Origin of the sequence: Winogradskyella marina (assembly GCF_015645385.1) — a bacterium.
GTDB lineage: Bacteria > Bacteroidota > Bacteroidia > Flavobacteriales > Flavobacteriaceae > Winogradskyella > Winogradskyella marina.
Genome location: NZ_JADOET010000003.1, coordinates 1 through 23,826, shown reverse-complemented (window position 1 = coordinate 23,826; position 23,826 = coordinate 1). Strand labels below are relative to the sequence as shown.

Here is a 23,826-nt window from a genome sequence, read left to right as displayed (position 1 = left end):
ACAAAACCCTTCGTCTACGCTCAGGATAAACCAAGCCAAAAGATCAAAACGATTTATAAGGAAATTACTGCGTACCATTCGCTATTGCTTTAATATATAGAGAACTTTATTTTACTCTTATGTCCAATCCTAGATTTAGTAGGTTAAGCTTGCTTGTTGCTCATTATTTCTGAAAATCGTTGGTTCCGACCTTGTCGGAATAGGGGTGTTGCTATTTTGTTGGCTTTTGGTTTCTGAGGGTTTGTTCATTTTTACCTAGTAGGTTGATGTGGATATGGGGTTCTCAATGGTAGGATTGTCCCCTAGAGGGGACTTTAGGGGTGTTACGAACTGTTTTGAGTTCTTTACTTCATTCTTATTTTCATCCTAGAATTGCTAGGTTAAGTTTGATTGTTGCTCATTGTTGGTTTTGATGTTGTGCGGGTTTGGGTGTTGGTTTACTGTTTGCTGTTCGCTGTTCGGTGTTTGGTGTTTGCTTGTTTTTTGGTAGGATGTTTTGTGTGTTACGGATTTCCGTAATGATATATAGTGGATAAGTTCTAATTTGCCGCTTAACACTAATTAAATCTATTCTTAAAAATGAAAACATCATTACTTTTTATTATCGTTTGCCTAGTTGTCTTGCCTCTGAAAGTTGAAGCCCAAAATGATGGTGCTGTTGCGGCAGGAATTGCTGGCGGTTTGTTGGCTATTGGAACTGGTATTGCTGCTGTGAAACAAATGGAAGAACGCGCTGAACTGAAAGCAACAGAATATGTGCTTTCTAACCACCCAGAATTAGAAAGTTTCTCTTTGAAGACTTTAGATTTTAATGGTAAAAAGTTGAAAGATATGTCTTCTGTATCTGTGATTTCTTATACCATCCAAGAGTTTACACCGGAAGAAGATCTTGTGTTAGATGGTAAAAAGCAAGTGTTATTAGCTTTTACAAGTCAGGGTTGGATTAGTCAAAGTGGTATTAATTTCGATAAAATTACGTGGTATTTAATTGATGACACCGAATGGATGAATATGATGGTTGCATACGTGAAAGTTTCATCGAGTGAAAAAGATGAATCCGTATTAGAGCAGACATTAAGAGATGGCCGCGTTGTTAATAAAGGGGTAAGAGTAAAGAGCAAGTTGGCCGTTCCTTTTTATAAGTTAGAAGGTGATATGTATGTGGTTACTGATTATTCTGAAGATATGAAACTCTTGTATAATGAACGTTCTTTAGGGATCTTTTTAAAAGCGACTAAAGATTTGGTTCAAATGGGTCGTGGTGATTTAATTAAAATTCATGAGTTCTTTTTTGATGAAGAAGATTGATTGATAACATAATATTATATTTAAAATTTAAATCTTATGAAAAAATTACACTTTGTTCTATTTTTATGCTTTTACGCTTCGAAGTGAGCTTCAGCGTAACGCATAAAAAAAAGTCCGGCACTATCGCGCAGGACTTTTTCTGTTGTAATGAGAACGAGATTTGAACTCGTGACCTCTGGGGTAGGAATTTTAATTTGAAGCTTTTTGTGGTTTTTAAATCACTTACTATCAATTGTTTAAAAAAAATGAACGTGTTCTTTAGCGTGTTCCAAACCGTGTTTAGTTTAGTGTTCACTTTTAGTTAAAAAATAATGTTCAATCAAAAATATATAAATTATTGGAATTTTTATTGTTGAATATTAAGAATGAAAAAACAATAAATATTTAAATGGATTAAAGAATAATAATATAATTATAATATCATTTTTTTATTACTTAAACTTTATCGAAGAAGTTTTTTAATTAATTTTAAAGAAATTCAATATGTCATGAAAACACAAGAGTTAGTAAATAAAATAGCCAAAAAAGAAGACGTAAAATCATTTCTCTTAAAGGTTTTAGAAGCATTTCAAAATATGGATTACCATCAATTAAGTGATTTGTTAGATAATGATGCTTATTATGAAGACATGAATAAAACCGCATTCATTTACAGGCAAAAAAACATATTTGCTAAGTTTCAAAATAAAGGCGATGAATATTTAGAATTATCAACTGAGATATGCACAGCTTGCTTGTGTAGTGAACCTGTATTTGTGCTTTCTGGAGCGATATCAAACTTAAAATATGCTATTTATGTCAAATTTATAGATGACGAAATTGTTGATATTTACAGATGTACGGAACAATCCGATTTTATAGGATCAATGCCTTTTTAGAATTAGGAAGGTAAGCCCCAATCATAATGCGCATCTAAATCTTCAATTTTACCATAAGCATCACAAAATTGAAGTCCTGCTAGTTTTGAGTTTTTAATTTCAAAATAGAGACTAAGCCCTATTGCAGATTCTAAGCCTACAAATTCGCATATCATTTCATCTTTATGGCATTTAAAGCACTTATTTATTGTTAAATAAAAAGCTTCGTCTTCAAGGAAGCGGTGTTTTTTGAATTTATTATCTAGTTGTTTGACAAATTCTGTTTTAGTTAAACCGAAGTAATTTAAATTTTCAGGTAACAGAACATAAATTTCAATAATATCCATGGTCATAATGGCACGCCACAATAAGTTAATTTCGTCGAGATTTTTTTTGTGCTTAAAATCTTCTAGTTTGAGTATGTCGTTGATGACGATCATGTGCACGATATGTTGAATAAATATAAAGCTACTAATAAAAACTATAAACTCTTTAGATTGATATTAGTTTTTAGAATTAATAAGCTTAATACGTTGATCCTTTTAAATCTATCGTCGATATGAATTCTGGTTATTGAGTTTTATAGATGTAATCTGGTTAGTAAATTTAATTTAAAATAAATTAAATTTTTAAAAATATGGGTTACCTATTGGTGTAAATGATATTAACTATAAAACATTAGAAATTAATATTATGAAATCACAAACTAATTTTAACGGAATTGAAAAAACAACATTAACTTGGGAAGTTCGAGATGAGGATTTGAATATATCTGAAAACTTGACTTTTATTCACTCCCGACACTCTTTTAAAAGGGCTAATAAAAGAAATATAAATAACACATGCATTGCATTAACCATAGAGTATGGAATAGCTTTTTTTAAACAAGGTTTAATATTTTATGTGCTAGGTGATAAAGTGCCTGATATAATTAGAAAAAAGTTAGGAAAGGGTAATTTAAACCTGATTGTTGTAGTATCTGGAAACTCCAATATAATATTAACATGTTATAGATCAAAAAATCCATTTAAACACATTAAGAAAAAACAAAAAAATCTAGCAAAACAATTTGACTTTGCAGCCTAAAATGGTTTACTCTATCAGTTCAAAACCAGCCCAAAAGTAAGGATTTGGATAGTTCATTTTAATATCATTTTGAGCATTCCTTAAAGCTTGAGTCTTAGAATTTCCATTTAAATAATATGCATAGAACTTGAGCATTAGTTCAGAAGTTTGTTCATCGGGTACTTGCCATAAACTAACAATTAAAGATTTTGCACCTGCTAATTTAAATGCTCTTTGAAGTCCAAAGACACCTTCGCTTCCGAGAACATCTCCTAAACCTGTCTCACATGCAGATAGGACGACCAAGTCTACTTTTGAGAAATCCATTTCGGATATTTCTAATGAAGTCATAATACCATCATTGTTAGTATTACTGTAACTTGAATTATTAGCACCAGCCAAGAGAATTCCGCTTCTCAACAATGGGCTTGATTCAAACTGTCCATTATTAATATTACTGTATATAAATGAATTGAATTTATTATTGCCATTGTAGTAACCATGTGTTGCTAAGTGAATTATATCTGTTTCTGAGCCAGATAACTTTCGGAATGAAGTTTCTGAAGCCATAGTTTTTGTATATGTTATTGAAGTTTTATTAGTATCCTTCATGAAAAGTGAAGCTATATTGTTGACCTCCGATAGGGTATAATTTAGGCTCTTGTATTTATTATTCAAAAGATTACCTGTTCTTTCTTTTATACTATCTGATTCTATATTATAATCTATACCACCAAAAAGTACTGCTTTGTTAGAAGTATTTAGTTCATCTCGTTCAGTTATATGGTTTGTGTTTTGTAAAATTCTTATATCCCATAATTTATCTTTAGTCAAAGCTGAAAACGAAATATTATGAAGAAGGCCACTTTTTGAAATATAAATTACAGAATTATCTTCCAGAAAATTCTCAATGGGAGAGAAGACCAAACTATATAGTTTTTTATGATTCAAGTTGTAAATACTGTTCACTCTCGTTTGTGTATTTCCGTTCGTATTTAATAAACCTTTCAAGTCGTTTTCATTAAACAGCTTAATTAGTTTAGGTGAAGAATAATTTAAACCAATCAAAAGGGCATAATATTCAGAGTTCGGTTTTTTATTATGGTTTTGAGGTAGATTAATAAACTCAATAGCAACCTCACCTGGCTTTAATGCATTCTTGATATTTTTCCAGTCAATACTTTTAGGCTTATGAGATTTAAATTTTGGATCATTGTAGATATTTTCAAGTAATGTTTTTTCTTTAACTTTAAGTTCTTCCGATTCTTGTAAATTTTCAAAACCGAATGACTTCATTTTAAATTGTTTTTTTTGATTTAAAATTTGATTATAAGAAGATTTAATGGAATCTTCTGCATCTTTAATATAACTTCTTATAGCTATATTTGATGATAAAGCCATACTCTTAATAGAAGTAATATTGTTATATAAACGCTTTCTTGATACTTCAGAATCTTCTTTAACATAAAAATCATTTACTAAATTGAGATACTTTTGCAGGCTGATTGTATATGTTTCTTTTTCTTCCTCTGTAAGAACTGCGTAGTTTGTATTTAATTTCTCAAAAAGTAAACTTTCGATTTTATTCAGTTTATTAATATTAACATCAGTTAGCTGTCGTTCATTTAATAGACTTTTCAAGTAGATTTGGTAATAAAAGTCCTCATTTTCTTTTTTTGAATTTTCTAGCATTGATAATGCTATGTCAAAATTTGATTTTGCTTTAACAAATTGAGAGGTTAAATAGTAATAGTTCGCGAGGGTTATTAGTGCATTAACATGAATACCACTATGACGACCTGATAAATCTTTAGATTTTTCAACCAATTCGTTAAAACAATCCTCTGCTTGGTTAAGTAGTTTATTCTTTAAGCTTAATTTCTCACTTGATGAGTTAGTAATTTTTTTCCAAAAGCTCTTTTCTAAAAGTCGTTCATCACCTTTCCCATTAATAGCAGAAAGAAAGCAATAATTACCTTTAATTGATAAGTAGTCTAAGTATGCAGATGTATCATCTTTATCTTCCGCAATTGGCTGAGATTTGATTAATAGATTCGCGGCATTCGTGAAGTTTTCATTATATAGTTCTCCAAGACTAACAGCAAGTAGTAAGGATAAATAATTCTTAGATGTTTTACTTAAATCGCTTTCTTCGTATATGTTGAGGGCCTCGTTTTGAAGTTTTATTGATTTTGTGAAATCACCAATTGCAGAAGCCTTTGCGGAAAACAACATATATGTGTTAATTAGATAATATGCATCTTCAGGTTGTGATTGTTTTTGTAAGCTTGATAATTTTTTAAAATACTCATCAGCTGCTTTAAATCTTTCAGAACTTAAATTAATTTCTGACAGTGATAATAAAGGAAATATAAGTAACTCATTTCGTTCCTCATTTAATAAATTTGAATTTGCTATTGTAATAGCTTCCTTAAATTTACCTTCGCCTGTGTCGCTGTTTGAAACAATACCTTTTAAGCAGTAGCCATAGTTTAAAGTTGAAGAGTATCTAGATAGTAATTTCTCCTTTTTATCGTAGTTTGTTTTACTATAAAGTTTAGTCAATATAAAGAACCACCCTATATTTCTATCTTGTTCTTTTTCGTAAGACTTAGAAGCTAGTTTTAATGCTTTCTCAATTTCACCATCATACAAATATTCTTCAGTTTTATTAATCAAACTGTACTTTTCTGATAGTTCGGAAGTAAATATATATGAAAGACCTCCAGCCCAAACACTATTGAAAATAATGATGACAACCAAGAGCCCAATAATTCCAATAAGTTTTAATAAATCTTTAATTGAAGATTTTCTCTTTATTAAGGATAGTAAAGAAGCGATTAGAGCCCATCCACCAAAAACAAGAATTAATAGAACTAAAAGTATGGAGAGTACCGCTCGAACAACCTCAATAAAATAAGTAAAACCAAAGAATCCCTCGGGATTAGCAATATACCATGATAAATGTATAAGGCTTAGGATAAAATATAAAATTATAGCTAGAATAAAATAGGATAGAAGCTTTTCAAATATTTTTTTCATTTTATTAATTTAAAATCTAAAACCATCTCATTTCTTTAAGAATTAATTGAGATTCATCTTTGAACTTGCTGTTATTTGCAATTAACTGTTTTAATAATAGTTTAGACTTATTTCTATCTCCCTTTTTTAGATACGCCATTGATAAATGAAATTTAACATCATCTGAGTAGCTAAAGTTAGTTTGATTGAGTAAATATTCAAGATTAATTATAGAGTTATCAAGATCATTCGTATTAAGTTGAGATAAAGAAAGAAAGAAAAGAATCTGGTTGTTATGTGCTTTAGGTTTTAATTCGGTTAAGATTTCTTTCGCTTTGTCATAATTTTCATCTTTAAAAGCATTTAGTCCATAAAAGGCCTTATTACTCTCTTCTAAACTATAATTTTCTAGAATATTTTCATCTCCTCTTTGATCATAATAATAAAACTCTTCAAATTCAAGCAAACTAAAATTATCCTCAGTTAGTGATGTTAAATTATTTTCGTATAGTGCAAACAGTTCGTTGTTAGTTTTTTGAGTGGGTTGCCATATGAAAAAACCTAGAAGTAAAATTGCAGCTACAGCATATTTTATCCATGAGAGAGAAATAACTTTGCCTTGCGTCTTTTTCTCTGTTGAAGAATCAGAATTTTGACCTTCATTCGTTTGATTATAATCAGGTACTTTTTTTGCAAAAATCCACTCTTCTTTCTTTGCAATCAAATCATTATCCCATTCGCTAAATTTATCTTTTAAGTCTGTTCTAGCTTTTTTTTTAATTGCAGCTTTCATCTCTATATCTGAGAGCGAAAAATTAATTCGATCTGAAAGGCTAGGTAATTCTTTAATTATTCTACGGCGTTCTTGTTTAGTTATAGCACTCTCTAATATTTTAAAAAAAGTGACTCTTTCAGTAAATAAAGCATTTTGCTTTTTCAATAATGTCGTGATGGTTTCATTTTCTATTCCTAGAACAAATTGTTCAGCCATTTCATCTATAAAAGATTTGTATAGCGTTGGTAACTGAGTAATGACATTTTCAGGTTCTGATAATTCAAGTTTATATATTTCTGTATATAACGGTTTGGGATCATCTTCATAACAAATAAAGCTTGAAGTGATTGTCGCCCAATCGATATTTTCAATAAAAGGACTTACTTCTAATTCAATATGAGGAAGAAGTAATTCTTTAACTATTTCTATTCCGTTATTCATTATTAAAGGTTCAAATAATTAAAGGCAAATTTTTCTAACCTTTTTTGACATTTATACTTCTGAGCTTTGGCATTTGCTGCATTGGTATACCCTAAATACTCAGAAATATATTTCATTGATTTTCTTTGGTACCAAAATAAAGTTAATAGTTCATAGCATTTACCTCCTTTGTCTTTCATCATTTTCAATGCATTTTCAATAGCGTTGAACTGATTTTCTTTTTCATTTTCAATTGGTTCTAATATATCAGTTATAGTGTCATCAAATTGTTCATTTTTATTTAATAAATCAAAAATTATTTCATCATCTTGTTTAATAGTTTTCTTATCAGATTTAAATTTAGTTAATAATTGAAAACGACAAACAGAATTTAAATAAGTCTGAATTGTAGCAGTTAATTCAAAGTTGCCAGCTACTATTTTTTCATATAAAATTATTATAGCATCTTGATAGATATCACTGAGATCATTATTTGTATAATTGTTAGTCATTTTTCTCATAAATGACATACAGTAGTCTTTACAGTTTTTATACACAACTCCAAGATAGTCTTGGTCATCCCTAATTAGTTGTATGAGCTCTTGATCTGACATTTTGATTTATATAGTCTTAGTTCAGACTAAATTAATCAAAAAATATTGCTTTTGTATTAATAATCAATGTCATAATTATTTGGTAGGTTCTTATTACTTATCTAAAAGTCTAATCTCCGCCTAGTAATTTATTTGCTTTCATAATTTTTGGAAGATTTTCTAAAGAATGATTATTACCTTGCAAAATTGATCTGTATTGCTGTAATTTTGTAAGTGTTACTTCGTCTCTAAACAATTCAACTTCTTCGTCTATAGATTTTCTACTTACCAATTTGATAATAATCACTATAAATTCCATTAAAAAAAGAAGTCCAGTAAATAACCAGTAAATTTTGCTTAAATTAGAATCTTCTTGAACGAGTTCGTTTAATGCCTTTATTCGAATCAAAAGCCCATTAGGATTAAATTTTGATTCTGCCTCATTTAGAGCCTCCTCAATTTTTAAAATCTTATTAGATTCGAATACCTTAACCGTATTACCTTGTTTTAAGTATGTGGCATGTGCGACATCCATTATGTTTTCTAATTTATTTGAGATAGAACCGTTTCCTGCTAAACCACTACTATTACCTTCCTTGCCTTGCATCTCATCTTTATAGTTCATTTCTGCGTTCTGGTAATTAATAAAAGTAGTTTTGAGAAGGTTTCTCTTGTCCTCTAAATCTTTGTGATATTTGTTTTCAAGATGATTATGAATGGAGTCTAAATAAATACCTTTAAATGTATTTACTTTATTATCTACATCACTTTTAAAAATAACTAGATCTAAAGCAATAGCTCCCATAGATGCAATAGCAAAGCCAAGAAGAATTCTAAAAATAGCTATCGGCCAACCTCCATTAGATAAAACTATCGATCTTTCAATTAAATATATAATAAGCGCAGCGATAAAACCTGTAATTAAAGAAATAGTTAACCCGTTGTCCATTAGGTTTTTACTAGAAAGAAAAGCTGTTAGGAACCATAGAATAACAGGAATCATCATTGAGGTGCCGAGAAGAAGTATCTTTCGTTTACTAGAAGGTTGAAATCTATTAGTGTATTTATATTCTTCACCTATAAGAATTGAACATAGTCGTAACATATCTGATCTATTAATAGTTATTGTTGATGATTTTATCCATTTCTAAATAGCTCTTTATTCCTGATAGAAACCCTTGATGGTAGCTGTGGATAGCAGACATTACGAGCCCTTCGTCTTCAATTGAAAGTTGCTTTTGTAGATCTAAATCATCTATTTCGGCTTTTAGAAATTCTATTTTGTTTTCAAGCTTGTCTTTTAATTCAGTTGAAAGATCTGAAACTTCAATTAAGCTGTTGCTCAAATTAAAAATAGCTTCCCTGTTTTCTTCAATAATTTCATTTATAAGATTCCTGAAATTAGATTTAATGAGTTGTTTTCTTGATTGAGCTGCCTCGTTAGAATGCATCGAAAAGCCTTCTTGAATCCCAATTTGATAATAATCTTTATTGAGATAATCGTTGATTAATTGAGAATGAACTTTTTTTACTTCTCTTGATTCTTTTGGTGACGAATTGTCAATAAATAGTTCTTCTGGAGGTAGATGGGTGGATTCAGACAAACCTATAGGATCTGAATTTTTAAAACCTTGAGATTTTCTACTTTCTTTGTTTAATCCGAATAGTCTTTTAATTGTTTTCATTTTATTTATTGTTTATTAATATTGATTACAGGTACTTTATAATTAGCATGCCCAATTTGGTGACAGTTATGGCATAGCGTTATGAGATATTTATTGTCATAATTCCAAGGAGCTACAAAATCACTTATGATGTTATCGAATTGATATTGTCTATGGTGGACTTGAAGATTTTTCTTAGAAGTGCAGTTTAGGCATTGATTCTTATCACGATTTAAAATCAATTTTCTTTTTCTTTGCCATTGTCGAGTTTTTAATAGATCGCTATATGATTTATTTTTGTTTTTTTGAATATTACTTTTTGTTTCGATTCTCATTTGAATACATTATTGAGCTGATTAATACCTTTATTTATTAGTTAATAGCAGAAATAAGAAAAGGTAACCTGTGAAAATCTTATTTTTTTTTTTTTTTTCGAAGATTGATTTTACGCTATGAGTTAGATTTTTGAGTAAGTAGAATAACGTAATGATAAGTCTATGTTTTTGGACTTTTGACTGGCAGGTAATATTTTGAGTTGTTTTACGGAAAACCATAAAGTTACGGTATGAAAATACACTACATTTCATTTTGAAAACTAAAGCCTTTTCATATCTTTAAAGTCCTGAACAAACTAAATTATTAGCAGTCCTTCGTTTTGTAGCAATACAAAATGCAGATACTAATGCCTGACTATGACAAAACAAATTTCAGAATCTGATACTAGAGCAAATTTTATTGACCCTAAATTGGTTGATAGTAAATGGGAAGCTATTCACATTGTTAGGGAATATTACTTTACAGATGGTAGAAAACTACTAGGGAATAAAAGAGGTAAACGTTTATTTTTAGATTACCTATTAAAGTACAACAATACCAACTTAGCCATTGTTGAAGCTAAAAAGCTAGGAGACCATCCAACCAAAGGATTACAACAAGCATTAGAATATGCCGAAAAACTTAAAATTAACTTTGTTTACGCTACCAATGGAAAACAAATTTATGAGTTTGATAGGCGAACAGGGAAAGGGGAATATGTAGATAGTTTTCCAACACCTCAAGAATTGTACAACAGACTTTTTGGTGCAAAAAATGAGCTAAAAGAAAAGCTTCTGAGTATTCCGTTTTTACTAACAGGTAATTTTGGACCACGTTATTACCAAGAGATTGCTGTTAATAAAACAATGGAAAGTATTGCAGATGGTAAAAATAGAATATTACTCACCTTAGCAACCGGAACAGGGAAAACATTTATTTCGTTTCAAATAGCACATAAATTGCTACAAGCTAAATGGAATATTGAAGGCGAAAACCGACGACCGCGTATATTGTTTTTAGCAGACCGAAACGTTCTTGCAGATCAGGCCATTAATACTTTTAATCCCTACGAAAAAGATGTCATTAAAATCGATGGTGAAGAGGTGAGAAAACGGAATGGAGTAGTGCCTACTAACGCATTCATCTTTTTTGCTATTTACCAAGCCATTGCAGAGCGCGAAGATATTGGTGGCTATTACAAAGAATATCCTGAAGATTTTTTTGATCTTATTGTTATTGATGAATGTCACAGAGGTAGTGCCAATGAAGAAGGCTCTTGGCGTGCCATTTTAAATCATTTTAGTCCTGCGGTTCACTTAGGGTTAACTGCAACACCTAAACGCGATGATAATGTAGATACCTATAAATATTTCGGACAACCTATTTACGAGTATTCGCTAAAGGATGGTATTCAAGATGGATTTTTAACGCCTTATAAAGTAAAGCGTGTAACGACTAATATTGATGAATACATACACACTAACGATAGTAGAATTATTCAAGGTGAAGTATCTAAAGACCGTTACGAACTTAAAGATTTCAACAATAGTATTACCGTAAAACAGCGTATTGAGCTCGTCGCTAAAACCATTTTAAAACAGATTGGTAAAATGGATAAAACCATTGTGTTTTGTGCCAATCAAGATCATGCGCTAGATTTAAGAGATTATATAAATAAGCATAAAGAAGTATCAGATATCAATTACTGTGTTCGTGTAACGAGTGATGAAGGTAAACATGGCCGCGAATTACTAGAGGCATTTCAAGATAATGATAAAGATATTCCGGTGATATTAACTTCGTCTAAAATGCTAACCACAGGCGTAGATGCTAGAAATGTTCGCAATATTGTTTTAACGGCACCTATAGGATCTATGGTTGAGTTCAAGCAGATTATTGGACGTGGTACACGTGTATTTGATGGTAAAGACTTTTTCACCATAATTGATTTTGTTGGTGCTACCAATTTGTTTTATGATGCTGCTTGGGATGGTGAACCTGTAGAACCCAATGATGATGGAGCAGGAGGTGAGCCACAACCCAAACCACCTCGAAAACCTAAAGTTAAAGATCCTGGAGAACCTTATGAGCGAAAAGAAAAACTAATTATTGAATTGTCTAATGGGAGACAATTAAAGGTTATAGATGTTGATACGCGCTACATAGACGAAAACGGAAAACCATTGACAGCTCGTGAATTTTTAGAAAAGCTTATTGGCGAATTACCTGCGATTTATAAAGATGAAACACATTTGCGTAAAATATGGTCCAATCCAGATACGAGAGCCGATTTATTAATAAAACTAGGTGATTTAGGTTTTGATAATGAACAGCTCAACGATTTACGAAATATGATAGCCACACCAGCATGCGATATTTTTGATGTGCTTTCGCATATTTCGTTTTCATCGGAACTTATGACACGCAAACAGCGTGTTAAGTTTGTGAAAGACGAACCCGAATTTTTTGAAGTCTATAAAAACTTAGAGGCTAAAGATTTTTTAGAATTCATTTTAAGTCATTATGAAAAATATGGTATTGAAGAATTACAACGCGATAAACTCGGCGATTTAGTAAAACTAAAATTAGGCACAACCAAAGATGCTAAAACCGCATTTGGTGATATGAAAACTTTATTAGGTGCTTATTATAAATTACAGGAAAACATATATAGAGCAGGATAAACCAATAATGTCAGGCTGAGCGCAGTCGAAGCCCAATAAAACAAACAACATAAAATAAAAATGCATTATCAATACTTTGTTTACATCTTATTATGCGCAGATAAGTCATATTATACAGGTATTACCAATAATTTATCCAAAAGATTTAATGAACATCAAGCAGGTACAAAACGTGATAGTTATACTTATAGCAGGAGACCGTTAACATTAGTTTTTCAGCAAGAGTTTAATGATGTAATCCAAGCAATTTATTTTGAGAAAAAAATTAAGGGTTGGTCTAGAGCTAAGAAAAAAGCATTAATTGATGGGGATTTTGATAGGTTACAAATATTATCAGAATGCAGAAATGTGAGTCATTATAAATATAAACCAAGAGATTAAAAAAGTTATAGTGAGGCACTTCGACTGCGCTTAGTGTGACAAAAAGTGACAAATAAACTAACTTAAAACATAAATGAGCATACAAAACAATATAGACAGAATCACAGACATACTACGTAGAGACGATGGTATTTCAGGAGCAATGCACTACACCGAGCAGATCTCGTGGATTCTGTTTCTTAAGTTTCTTAACGATTACGAAGACAATAAAGCCGATGAAGCTTTCTTAGAGGGTACGGATTACAAACATGTACTACGCAAAGATTTACGTTGGCAACAATGGGCTTGCCCTAAAGATGATGCTGGCAAACTCGATGTAAAACGGGCTTTAACAGGTGATGATTTAATAGATTTTGTCAATAAAACCTTGTTTCCCTATTTGCAGGCTTTTAAATCTGCAACTAATAGCCCTAAGTCTTTAAGCTATAAAATAGGCGCTATTTTTGAGTATCTCGATAACCGGATTGTAAGTGGTCACACACTACGTGAGGTGTTAGACATTATTGATGGTTTAGATTTCCAAAGTAGTGATGAATTGTTTGAGCTCTCGCAAGTCTACGAAAACTTACTAAAAAGTATGGGGAGCGATGGCGGAAACTCAGGAGAATTCTATACACCAAGAGCCATTATTAAAGCCATGGTAGAAACTACCGATATTAAAGTAGGCGACACCATTTACGATGGCGCAGTAGGTTCTGGTGGGTTTTTAGTAGAAGCCTTCGATTTTTTGACGCAAGATGGTAAAAAAGAGAAACTATCTGCTAAAGATTGGGACACCATACAAAACGATACCTTTTTTGGACAAGAAAAAACCAGTTTAGGGTATGTAATGGGCATGATGAATATGATACTACATGGTATAGAAAGCCCAAACGTATTTAAAGGCAATACACTTACTCAAAACATTCGCGATTACCAAGAAAAGGACAGACACGATGTTATTTTAGCAAACCCACCCTTTGGAGGAAAAGAGAAAAAGCAGATACAACAAAACTTTCCGGTAGAAAGTAACGCTACTGAAATCTTGTTTTTACAGCATTTCATGAAAATGCTAAAACTAGAAGGTCGTGCAGCCATTGTGGTGCCAGAAGGGGTTTTGTTTCAAACCAATAATGCCTTTACCAAAGTAAAGCAATCCTTGTTAGAGAACTTTAATGTACATACCATAGTTAGTTTGCCTTCTGGCGTGTTTTTGCCTTATAGTGGTGTAAAAACCAATATTATTTATTTTGATAGAAAAGGCGCTACTAGTGATATTTGGTATTACGATGTGACACCTCCTTACAAACTTACCAAGAATAAACCGATTACTTATGAGCACTTAAAAGAGTTTGTACACTTATTCCATAACCCAAAAGAACGAAACGCTACAAATGCAAAAACTGGTAAAGAGTGCCATGACTGGACTGTTAACGTTGCAGACATAAAAGACTACGATCTTAGCGCCAAAAACCCACACAAAGTGGTTGAGGTCATCCACCAAAGTCCTAAAGAACTACTAACAGCCATCAAGAAAAATGATAGCCAAATAAACACATTAATGAACCAAATAGAACAGTTGATTGATGGGTAAGTGGGAAGAAATACAAATTGAAAAATTATTTAAAATTAGAAGTGGAAATTTTATTAAGAGAAAAGATATTTCTGAAAATAAAGAATTTCCTGTTTATGGAGGTAATGGCATTACTGGATATGCTGAAGATTTCAATTTAGAAGGAGAGAATATAATAATTGGAAGAGTTGGGGCAAAGTGTGGAAACGTAAGGTTTATTAAAGAAAAGATATGGTTAACTGATAATGCTTTTTACATTTCTGAATACTTTGAGGAGTTTGATAAACAGTTTTTGAAATTATTTCTTGAACATTATAATTTAGGCTCTACAGCTAATCAGGCAGCTCAACCGGTAATTTCATATAAAGGTATTAAGGAAATTAAAATCCCACTTCCACCATTACCAGAACAACAACGCATCGTTAAAAAACTAGATGGTTTGTTTGCCAAAATAGACCAAGCTATTGGTTTGTTAGAAGAAAACATTTTGCATACGCAGGCTTTAATGGGTTCTGTGTTGGATGAAATATATTCAGATGGAGACACAATGCTTAAAGAAGTTTGTGTTCCTGGTCCAAAAAAATCAGAAGTTAGAGATCTTGATGATAACTTAGAGGTTTCATTTTTACCAATGAGAGATTTAAACGAACATGACATTAATTTCATTCCAAATGAAACAAGAAAAATTTCTGAAGTTTATAAAGGTTACACTTATTTTGCAGATGGTGATATTGTACTTGCAAAAGTCACACCTTGTTTTGAAAATGGAAAAGCTGGTCTAGCGAAAGACTTAGTAAATGGAATTGGTTTTGGTTCTTCAGAATATCATGTATTAAGACCAAAAGTAAATATGTTGCCAGAATGGATATATTTTTCTGTTTTAACAGAACAATTCAGAGTAACAGGAAAAGAAAATATGACAGGTGCAGGTGGTTTAAAAAGAGTTCCAAGACCTTTTTTAGAAGAATGGAAAATACCTGTTCCTAAACTTTCAATTCAGAAAAAACAAGTTAAAAGAATTGTTCAAATTCAAGAAGAGACTAAGAAGCTAGAAACTTCAATTCAAGAAAAATTAGATGATTTAAAAGCCTTAAAAAGCAGTTTGTTAGATCAGGCTTTTAAGGGAGAGATGTAAAAATATTTAAAATTATGACTAAAAAAGATTGGCTATTAGAACAATTAAAAATTTCTTATCCTAAGTCGAAAACAACTGAAAAAGGAACATTTATCTACCTTTTAGATACACCTTATAAGGGCATTTCTATAAGTATTAATGATGGTCTATATGTAGATTTAAAACATTTTGATCTGGTTGAGTTTTCTTCGTTAGCCATTTATTTAGAATCTCGTATTAAGACAGAGGATATTAGATTATATCATAAAACTAGTAACAAAAGTATTAGTTTTTATTTTTATAAAAAGTTTAGTGAGGGTAGCAAGGGGGAATTTGAAAAAGCCATGTGGACTTTTAAAGTTATTGAAAAATTAGTAGATAATATAAAGCATGTGGTAGATAGAATTGTTATGCAGTAATTAAAATAGCACTAAAAAAAGTCCAAAAAAGCGATTTGTTTGATTAGGCTTTTAAGGTGGCATTGTAAAACGATAGTTAAAATAGTCTCTGGCTAAGTCTTTAGTTAGAGATAAAAGAATATTACATGGAGGAAAAAATTGTAAAGCTAATTGATGATTATAAAAATTATCTAAGAAAAAATGGAAATAAAGACGAGGTTTATAAATGGCAAGCCATTGCAAATTTTCAAGACCATTGGGATTTTCAATCTTCCAATTTTTATATTATGTTTAAGCAAGCACTGAGTAAAAGGGAAAATCTAATGTTCCAAAACTCTTATGGCTTTTTAGATAAATTAGGAAAAAACCATCCAGATAAATTACAACGATTATTTGCTTTAATACTTAATACCAAATCGAGTTTTGGTGCTATCTATAATCTTTCTAGGCAGTTTGCAGACCAATGCTTAATAGATTTAAAACAAACGCTAAACAGAGATAACCTATCTCATCAATTAGATGAACGGACTATTTCTTTTTTACGCGTACTAAATAACCCTGAGGGAGATTATTTATATAAAGCAAATGTTTATGAAGCACTTTGCGAATATTTGGAAATAGATAAGGTAACTACAGCAGGTGAAAAGTATGATCATTTTGTACAGTTAGCCACCCGTTTTATTCCTTATCTAGAAAAGGATGAGGAGTTATTAGAATTATGTAACAATTATATACCTAAAGATTTTAAATTTAACTCAATAAAACTCATTTTTCAAGATGCTGTATATAACATGTTAATTTCAGTTCCTGCCTCTGGAGATAACAAAAAATTTATGAGTCGCTTATTTAATGAGCTAAAGGAAGAGATAGAAAATGAAGAACACCCATTAAAGCATCATGTTTGGGTAGATAAAAATACAGAAAGCTATAGACAGGTTTCAATTCTTCCAAATACATCTCAGATTTCTATTGCAGAAATGCATTACGAGCTATATCGATACAGTAAAGAAATTTGTTTTGAAGTTCATCCAGAAGGTAATCTAGAATTTAAAAGATCTATACAATCATTTATTAATGAGTTTCCAAATTCTCAGAATGGCTTAAAACTTTCAAAATGGCAAACGGGAATTGGTGATAAAGAAATAGACAAGGGAGAACATTTTAAATTAGTTCCAAAAACTAAAATACCATATGATTTAAAGCCAGAAAACTACGAGAAGGTTAAATCCGGTTTATTAAGTCAATTTAAATCTTTGTATAGTGATTTTAACGAACCTTTCTTGGAGTTTCTAAAGACCAATGAAAATAAACTTGAAAATGTAAAACAGGAGTTTATCAATTGGCTAGTTAATAAACCAAAATCAAATTATTTCTCAAATGATAAAGACACACTTCGGCGTTATCTAGACAATTATAATACGTATTTCGAGATTGATGTTTTTGAAGTGTCTAAGACAAATTATAATAGTATTATTGACATCATAGACCAAGTTGCATACAAAGACGACAACAGCGAATTTTTTAGATACAGTGAAAGAGAAAGCGCACATAGACCAAGAGCCATTTTGGGTAAAACAAATTATTATCAGTTTCTAGAGCAAAGGTTTAACGAATCAAATGCTGTTGTTAATGAAGTGTTTAATTACAGTCCTGCTCAAAACCAAATTCTATACGGACCACCTGGAACAGGAAAAACGTTTTATTTAAAAGATCAGCTGTTTAATAAGTATACATCTAAAGAAACCTCTATTTCAAAAGAACAACATTTTGAAATAGTAGTTAGTAACTGTTCATGGTGGCAAGTAATTGCAATCGCGTTATTAGATATGGGTAACTCTAAAGTTTCTGAAATTTTTGAACATGATTGGGTTAAGAAAAAAGCTAGTTTATCAAGCTCTAAAACGGTTAGACCTACACTATGGGGGCAATTACAAAGTCATACAATAAATGAATGTGAATATGTTAATGTAACAAACAGACAACAACCTTTAATTTTTAATAAAACAGAAGATACTTATTGGGAAATATTAGAGGATCAGGTAGAGGAATTAGTGCCAGAATTGTATGAGTTAAAAGATTCAGTTGAACATTATAATCCAGATCCAGATAAGATTATAAAGCATTACAATTTTGTAACCTTTCATCAGTCCTTTGCTTACGAGGATTTTATAGAGGGTATAAAGCCGATCTTACCAGAAGTGGATGCGGAAGTACAAGATTCTAAAGATTTGGGTTTTACAATAGAGGATGGTGTCTTTAAAAGAATATGTGCGAAAGCAAAGCATGATCCTGAGAATCGTTATGCTATATTTATTGATGAAATCAACAGAGGGAATGTGTCGGCAATTTTTGGAGAATTGATAACACTTATTGAGACCGATAAACGGAAGGGAGCAAAAAATGAATTGAGTATTACGTTACCATACTCTAAAAAGGAGTTTAGTGTACCCTCTAATTTGGATATTTATGGCACTATGAACACGGCAGACCGTTCTGTTGAAGCTTTAGATACAGCATTACGTCGTCGTTTTGAGTTTAAAGAAATAATGCCAGATTATAATGTTATTAATGGAGAGGAGGTTGCAGGTGTTTTGTTATCAGAAGTTTTGGAAACGATTAATCAGCGTGTAGAATTATTGATAGATAGGGATCATACCATTGGGCATTCGTATTTTGTAGGAGTTGGTACTTCTGAGCAATTAGCCAAGGCATTCAATAATAAAATTGTGCCGTTATTACAAGAGTACTTTTATGGAGACTATGGTAAAATAGGCTTGGTGCTAGGTAAAGGTTTTGTTGAAAAACAAAAGAATGATAAGGTTGATTTTGCAAGTTTTGACTATGATAATGCGAATGATTTTAGAATTGCGAGCTATCATCTTAAACCAGTCAATGCAACTACCGTTATTTCTGCTGTAGAAGGGTTGCTTGGTAAAACTGAAACCGTTTCGCCATAATTGATAAAACGCAATAACATAACGGTTTTTGAGCACCAGCGCTTGTATGTTGGGGAACATGGTTTTAGGCAAATACATTTGGATGCCCTATTAAAACTAAATGAATACCACGATGGCAATTATTTTGAGCCTATAGCCAAAGGGGTTAAGTTTAATCAATATGTAGGTGTTATTCAGGTGGATGGTTTAACCATTGAAATTCATCCAAAAGCAGATAAGGATGATGATGATAGTCGTTGGAAAGGTGTGCTTTTACAGATGTTAAAGGCTTGTGGTAAGCTAAAAGCGGATTCATCCGGTGCTGCAAATGTTAAACGACAACATCTTAATTTATTGGAGGTCTATTTTGAATTGTTTTTACTTGAAGTAGATACCTTAATCAGAAAAGGAGTCATTAAACACTACAGAAAGCAAACTCATAATACAAAAGCTTTAAAAGGGAAATTAGAATTTGCAGGACATATAAGAAAAAACCTAGTTCACAAAGAACGTTTTTATACCACACATCAGGTGTATGATACCAATCATTTATTGCATCAAGTTTTATATAAAGCCTTAGCGATTGTCGATCAGTTTACGAAAGGTACACGATTGTGTGATTTGAGTAGTAGAGTTCTATTAAATTTTCCGCAAGTAGATACTAAAACCATCACAGCACAACAATTGAATACTATAAAGTTAAACAGAAAATCGAATGGCTACAATGACGCTTTAGAATTGGCGAGACTCATTATTTTAAATTATTCTCCTGACATCTCGAGTGGTAAAGAAAAAATGTTATCACTTTTATTTGATATGAATGACTTGTGGGAAACCTATATATTAAAACAAGTTCAAAAGGCTTGTGAAGGCACCAATATTGAAGTGTCAGGCCAAGAATCGAAATCTTTTTGGGGGAACAATAGTTTGCGGCCAGATGTTGTTTTACGTGAAGGTCATAAAACATACATTATAGATACTAAATGGAAACGTCCTAATAGACGTACAGCTTCTGTTACTGATTTAAGACAGATGTATACGTATTGTCGCTTTTGGGATGCCAATAAGGCTATGCTGCTATATCCTGGTGAACCTACAGAGAACACATTTAAATCCTATAACACGGATGATTATTCTATTCATACTGAAGAACTTTTAGAAATGAACCATCAATGTAAAATGGGGTTTGTTTCGGTTTTAAATTCGTCTAATGAATTAGATACGACCATTGGCTTTAAGATTATGAGTTTATTAAAGTAATCTAATCAAATAGGGTCGTTCTGGCTTCATATGTTACATTCATAATTTTTTGAATTGATGGTTGTGAAAATAAATAAACCAATCTTTAAAGGGTCATGATTAGCTTCATAAGCCTAAACCTAAAACTATAAGCCAATACAACCTAAGCCTAATCATTCTCATTTACCCACAATTCGTAATGCTTAAATTGGTCTTCGCTTAGAATTTGTTTTAGAATGTTGGACTCTGCTTCGATACGTGTTGCCGTTGATAGTTTTTTATATGGCTCTTCTGGGTTGGTGTTGGACCATTCTGCTAGGGCCGTTTCGTATTGCTCTTGTTGGGAGTCGTCCATTTGAAAACGCTCATACAAACTCATTTGGCGCTCTGGGCTGTCTAGGTTCCAGTTTTCGTCAATACTATCTGTTTTTTTCTTGAAGGTGTATGTTTCGTTTTCAAAATTACCAGATGATTTATAATTGCGTGAATTGGTAAGTTCTTCGTTCATTGGGTTTTCAGTGCCTGTAGTGCTTTCCTTTGGGGATTCATTTTTACAGGATACTAACAAGATGACTAATAAAAGGCTATAGATTGTTTTCATAATTCATGATTTTTACTAAATATCGCTAGAAATTGTGATTTGGATTGATGCATATCCTGTAATTATTAGTGCATTAGCTTTTATAGACTATATTGCGAATACAACTTTGTTTCTTCAGATTATATGACTTGGATTTTATCATCCGTTTTTGGTCTCTTTTTAAGTGAAAATCACTTCAAAATTACTAAAGTCTCATCTGTGTGTTAATTAATTGTTAAGTTGTTGGTTTTTAGTTTGTTTTGTGCGTTTTGAAACATCTGAATTTCGGTTTGTTTCGTATCTTTATAAACAAAACATATTACTTGCTATGAAACCATTTAAAGCCTTAAGAGGACTACTACAGAATTTGACCTTTGGACGTCTAAAAAAGACCGAAAACGATGCTAACACAACATCAAAACATTTGATTTCTAAATCATTTTCAAAAGACGAGGATACGTTTATGTTTATCTAAGTTTTTGTTTTCTCTTTTTTTATTGCGCACGTGTCTTATGACGTGCTTTTATGTTTTGTAGCTGTTTTAAAAATATATAGTCACTTTTTATATATAATACGCGATAGTCGTTAGTTTTGTACTGAACGGAACGTAAAATTATGCAGGTAGAAGATTTAGTTGGTCGCTATGATATCATAGGAAGCAACCAAGACGACACTACAATACCCTATAAGGGGACATTAGAATTATCTTTAGATGGTAACCAGAGAATTCAGGCCAAATGGCTTATTAATACTTGTCAGGTACAACAGGGCACTGGCTTTTTTAAGGACAACATCTTAGTTATTAATTTTAATTATAAAGGAGATGATGCTGAGACTTATAAAGGTGTTGTGGTTTACAAATGTCTTACCAAGGATATTTTAGATGGCTTTTGGTCCGAGAAGCATGGCAATCCGCTTTATCTTGGAGAGGAACGGTGTTATAGAGTTGGCACACAACGCAGTACTCTGTTGAATTAAGGAGTTTAATTGTGATCAATTTTGGGCATAATACGTTTGGTTGTAAATCCATGTAATACAATAGACAGTAGTATAATGAAAGCAACGCTGGAAAAGATGTAATTAATGTCTTCGAAATTACCATGTTTTATGGCGTAGGTGAGGTAAAAGACGGAACCTATACCACGTATTCCAAAAAAGGCAATGGCCCATTTCTTTTTAGTGTTTAATCCTGATTTATACAAACTGATATAGCCTAAAAGCGGTCTTGCAATCAGCACTAAAAACACACCGAACAGTAAGGTTGGAATGGTATTAAAGTCTAGGATACCACCTACTAGCGATCCACCGAAGAAAATCATCCAAAAGATAATGAGGAATTGTTCTACATTGGTTATAAAATCTAAACTTGGGTCGCTATCTATAGTTTCGTTTTTAGTGTGTTGATGATAGTGCGCAAAGAGTCCGGCAAGAAACACACTTAAAAACCCATAGCCATCCAAGATTTCGGCTAAACCATAGGATATTAAGGTTAATGATAGCGCTACAAAGGCTTGTTGGATTTTTAGACGTTTGAATTGTGCGAGTTTCCTAGTGAAGAAACTGTATGCAAATCCGACGACCACACCAACGATGACGCCAATGACGATTTTATAGCCAAGGTAATACCATAGCCATTCTTTCCATTCGGCAGCACCTAAAGAATCATTTTGAGACCATAAAATAGCTAAGAATACAAAGGGAAAGGCTAGACTATCGTTTAGTCCTGCTTCGGCCGTAAGGTTATACTGCACACCAACATTTTTAGAGCCCACTTTTTGTTTTTTATCGAGTTGAATGTCTGATGCCAGTGCGGGATCTGTGGGCGCTAATACGGCTGCGAGTAGTAAAGCAACAGGACCATCGAAATGGAGTAAGTAATAGGCGATTAAGAATACGATTAACATAAATAAAGGCATTGTAAACCCGATTAATCGCAATGGGTTTTTCCATTCGTTCCAGGAATAATTGAGGCCAATCTTTAAACCTGCGACCATTAAACTGATAATGACGACGAGTTCGGAAAACCGTAGGGTAATGTCAATATCCCAAACCGGATTTGGCCATGGTAAAGGGGTTTTTAGAAAGTACATAAGCGCACCTATGAGCAATAAGGGAATGGTAAAGCTCATCCTAAACTTTTTTAAGACCATGGGAAGGAAACTCGCAATAAGTGAGGTGATTCCAATGATGAGCAATACGGTATAATATGATTTCATAACTTATTGGTTATTCGTAGTGACTTCTGGTTGGTGTGGTGTTTAATATCGTTGGGTTTAAAATGTGACTATTTTTTTAATTCTATTAATGCATTTCGGATTAATAGTGGCTTATTTGGATTTTGATGGTTGGAATGGCACGGCTAAAGCCTGTGTTAGGTTTATTTTCTTTGTTGAATATTGCGGCTAATATGTTTTTGAAGACCTTTCGACTGCCTGTCTTTTGGCAGACAGGCGCTCAAGGTGACAATCGTTGATTTACTTTTTGTGCATCTTTGGAGGTGAGCTTTATGGTAGTAAAAGGTTACAATGCTGACGCATTGTTTTGCCCTTTTATATATTTTCTAATATTTAATGCTTTTTTGATTTACTTTGAGTGAATCTTCGAGGGTGAGCTGTACAATAGTAAAAGTCCACAATGCTATCGCATTGTTTTGGACTTTTTTTCTTTTAATATTTGATGTTTTTTTTGATTTACTTTCAGTGAATCTTCGAGGGTGAGCTGTACAATAGCAAAAGTCCACAATGCTAAGGCGTTGCTATGGCCTTTTTATATTTTTTAATATTTGATGTTTTTTTGATTTACTTTCAGTGAATCTTCGCGGGTGAGCTATACAATAGTGAGAGTCCACAATGCTAAGGCGTTGTTGTGGTCTTTTTTTCTTTTAATGTTTGATGCTTTTTATGATTTACTTTCAGTGCATCTTC

Annotated in this window: 20 protein-coding genes; 12 read left to right on the top strand and 8 right to left on the bottom strand. The window is 32.0% G+C overall.

Going from position 1 to position 23,826, the window contains the following annotated elements:
* The first annotated feature begins 579 nt into the window (after positions 1 to 579).
* Complete coding sequence (locus ITJ86_RS05150) at positions 580 to 1,308, top strand: hypothetical protein (RefSeq protein WP_195870554.1); 729 nt, start codon at positions 580 to 582, stop codon at positions 1,306 to 1,308.
* A 488-nt stretch (positions 1,309 to 1,796) separates the two neighbouring features.
* The gene (locus ITJ86_RS05145) at positions 1,797 to 2,186 is read left to right on the top strand and encodes a hypothetical protein (protein ID WP_195870553.1); all 390 of its coding nucleotides are present in this window, start codon (positions 1,797 to 1,799) and stop codon (positions 2,184 to 2,186) included.
* Positions 2,187 to 2,188: 2 nt separating this feature from the next.
* On the opposite strand, the gene ITJ86_RS05140 is transcribed toward ITJ86_RS05145, so the two are convergent.
* Positions 2,189 to 2,605, bottom strand: coding sequence for a hypothetical protein (locus tag ITJ86_RS05140; protein WP_195870552.1), 417 nt, complete (start codon positions 2,603 to 2,605; stop codon positions 2,189 to 2,191).
* 253 nt (positions 2,606 to 2,858) lie between these two features.
* Between ITJ86_RS05140 and ITJ86_RS05135 the strand changes: the two genes are divergently transcribed.
* Complete coding sequence (locus ITJ86_RS05135; RefSeq protein WP_195870551.1) at positions 2,859 to 3,251, top strand: hypothetical protein; 393 nt, start codon at positions 2,859 to 2,861, stop codon at positions 3,249 to 3,251.
* Positions 3,252 to 3,257: 6 nt separating this feature from the next.
* On the opposite strand, the gene ITJ86_RS05130 is transcribed toward ITJ86_RS05135, so the two are convergent.
* From ITJ86_RS05130 to ITJ86_RS05110, 5 genes are all read right to left on the bottom strand, one after another.
* Positions 3,258 to 6,272 (bottom strand): CHAT domain-containing protein, encoded by a 3,015-nt coding sequence (locus ITJ86_RS05130; RefSeq protein ID WP_195870550.1) that lies wholly within the window; start codon positions 6,270 to 6,272, stop codon positions 3,258 to 3,260.
* Between the two features lie 16 nt (positions 6,273 to 6,288).
* Positions 6,289 to 7,467, bottom strand: a complete 1,179-nt coding sequence (locus ITJ86_RS05125) for a tetratricopeptide repeat protein (RefSeq protein ID WP_195870549.1) — start codon at positions 7,465 to 7,467, stop codon at positions 6,289 to 6,291.
* Between the two features lie 2 nt (positions 7,468 to 7,469).
* On the bottom strand, positions 7,470 to 8,060 hold the full coding sequence (locus tag ITJ86_RS05120; RefSeq protein WP_195870548.1) for a sigma-70 family RNA polymerase sigma factor: 591 nt from the start codon (positions 8,058 to 8,060) through the stop codon (positions 7,470 to 7,472).
* Positions 8,061 to 8,169: 109 nt separating this feature from the next.
* Positions 8,170 to 9,144 (bottom strand): DUF4407 domain-containing protein, encoded by a 975-nt coding sequence (locus ITJ86_RS05115; RefSeq protein ID WP_195870547.1) that lies wholly within the window; start codon positions 9,142 to 9,144, stop codon positions 8,170 to 8,172.
* A gap of 10 nt (positions 9,145 to 9,154) precedes the next feature.
* On the bottom strand, positions 9,155 to 9,724 hold the full coding sequence (locus tag ITJ86_RS05110) for a hypothetical protein (protein WP_195870546.1): 570 nt from the start codon (positions 9,722 to 9,724) through the stop codon (positions 9,155 to 9,157).
* Positions 9,725 to 10,395: 671 nt separating this feature from the next.
* Here ITJ86_RS05110 and hsdR point away from each other — a divergent pair.
* From hsdR to ITJ86_RS05075, 7 genes are all read left to right on the top strand, one after another.
* Positions 10,396 to 12,702 carry an EcoAI/FtnUII family type I restriction enzme subunit R gene (hsdR, locus tag ITJ86_RS05105; RefSeq protein WP_195870545.1) on the top strand — a complete coding sequence of 769 codons (2,307 nt, stop codon included), beginning with the start codon at positions 10,396 to 10,398 and terminating at the stop codon, positions 12,700 to 12,702.
* A 60-nt stretch (positions 12,703 to 12,762) separates the two neighbouring features.
* The gene (locus ITJ86_RS05100) at positions 12,763 to 13,083 is read left to right on the top strand and encodes a GIY-YIG nuclease family protein (RefSeq protein WP_195870544.1); all 321 of its coding nucleotides are present in this window, start codon (positions 12,763 to 12,765) and stop codon (positions 13,081 to 13,083) included.
* A 73-nt stretch (positions 13,084 to 13,156) separates the two neighbouring features.
* On the top strand, positions 13,157 to 14,656 hold the full coding sequence (locus tag ITJ86_RS05095; RefSeq protein ID WP_195870543.1) for a class I SAM-dependent DNA methyltransferase: 1,500 nt from the start codon (positions 13,157 to 13,159) through the stop codon (positions 14,654 to 14,656).
* Positions 14,649 to 15,770: a restriction endonuclease subunit S gene (locus tag ITJ86_RS05090; protein WP_195870542.1), complete on the top strand. Its 1,122-nt coding sequence runs from the start codon at positions 14,649 to 14,651 to the stop codon at positions 15,768 to 15,770. The genes ITJ86_RS05095 and ITJ86_RS05090 overlap by 8 nt, the downstream gene beginning before the upstream one ends.
* A gap of 14 nt (positions 15,771 to 15,784) precedes the next feature.
* Entirely contained in the window at positions 15,785 to 16,168 is a 384-nt protein-coding gene (locus tag ITJ86_RS05085; protein ID WP_195870541.1) for a hypothetical protein, read from the top strand.
* A gap of 125 nt (positions 16,169 to 16,293) precedes the next feature.
* Entirely contained in the window at positions 16,294 to 19,104 is a 2,811-nt protein-coding gene (locus ITJ86_RS05080) for an McrB family protein (protein WP_195870540.1), read from the top strand.
* The gene (locus tag ITJ86_RS05075; RefSeq protein WP_195870539.1) at positions 19,105 to 20,343 is read left to right on the top strand and encodes an McrC family protein; all 1,239 of its coding nucleotides are present in this window, start codon (positions 19,105 to 19,107) and stop codon (positions 20,341 to 20,343) included. It begins immediately after the preceding gene.
* Positions 20,344 to 20,491: 148 nt separating this feature from the next.
* Here ITJ86_RS05075 and ITJ86_RS05070 read toward each other — a convergent pair whose 3' ends face one another.
* Positions 20,492 to 20,923 carry a hypothetical protein gene (locus ITJ86_RS05070; RefSeq protein ID WP_195870538.1) on the bottom strand — a complete coding sequence of 144 codons (432 nt, stop codon included), beginning with the start codon at positions 20,921 to 20,923 and terminating at the stop codon, positions 20,492 to 20,494.
* Positions 20,924 to 21,230: 307 nt separating this feature from the next.
* Between ITJ86_RS05070 and ITJ86_RS05065 the strand changes: the two genes are divergently transcribed.
* Together ITJ86_RS05065 and ITJ86_RS05060 are read left to right on the top strand one after the other, a co-directional pair.
* Positions 21,231 to 21,377 (top strand): hypothetical protein, encoded by a 147-nt coding sequence (locus tag ITJ86_RS05065; RefSeq protein ID WP_195870537.1) that lies wholly within the window; start codon positions 21,231 to 21,233, stop codon positions 21,375 to 21,377.
* A 140-nt stretch (positions 21,378 to 21,517) separates the two neighbouring features.
* Complete coding sequence (locus tag ITJ86_RS05060) at positions 21,518 to 21,880, top strand: hypothetical protein (RefSeq protein ID WP_195870536.1); 363 nt, start codon at positions 21,518 to 21,520, stop codon at positions 21,878 to 21,880.
* A gap of 5 nt (positions 21,881 to 21,885) precedes the next feature.
* Here the strand turns inward: ITJ86_RS05060 and ITJ86_RS05055 are convergent, their stop codons facing one another.
* Positions 21,886 to 23,118 carry a cation:proton antiporter gene (locus tag ITJ86_RS05055; protein ID WP_195870535.1) on the bottom strand — a complete coding sequence of 411 codons (1,233 nt, stop codon included), beginning with the start codon at positions 23,116 to 23,118 and terminating at the stop codon, positions 21,886 to 21,888.
* Positions 23,119 to 23,826 lie beyond the last annotated feature (708 nt).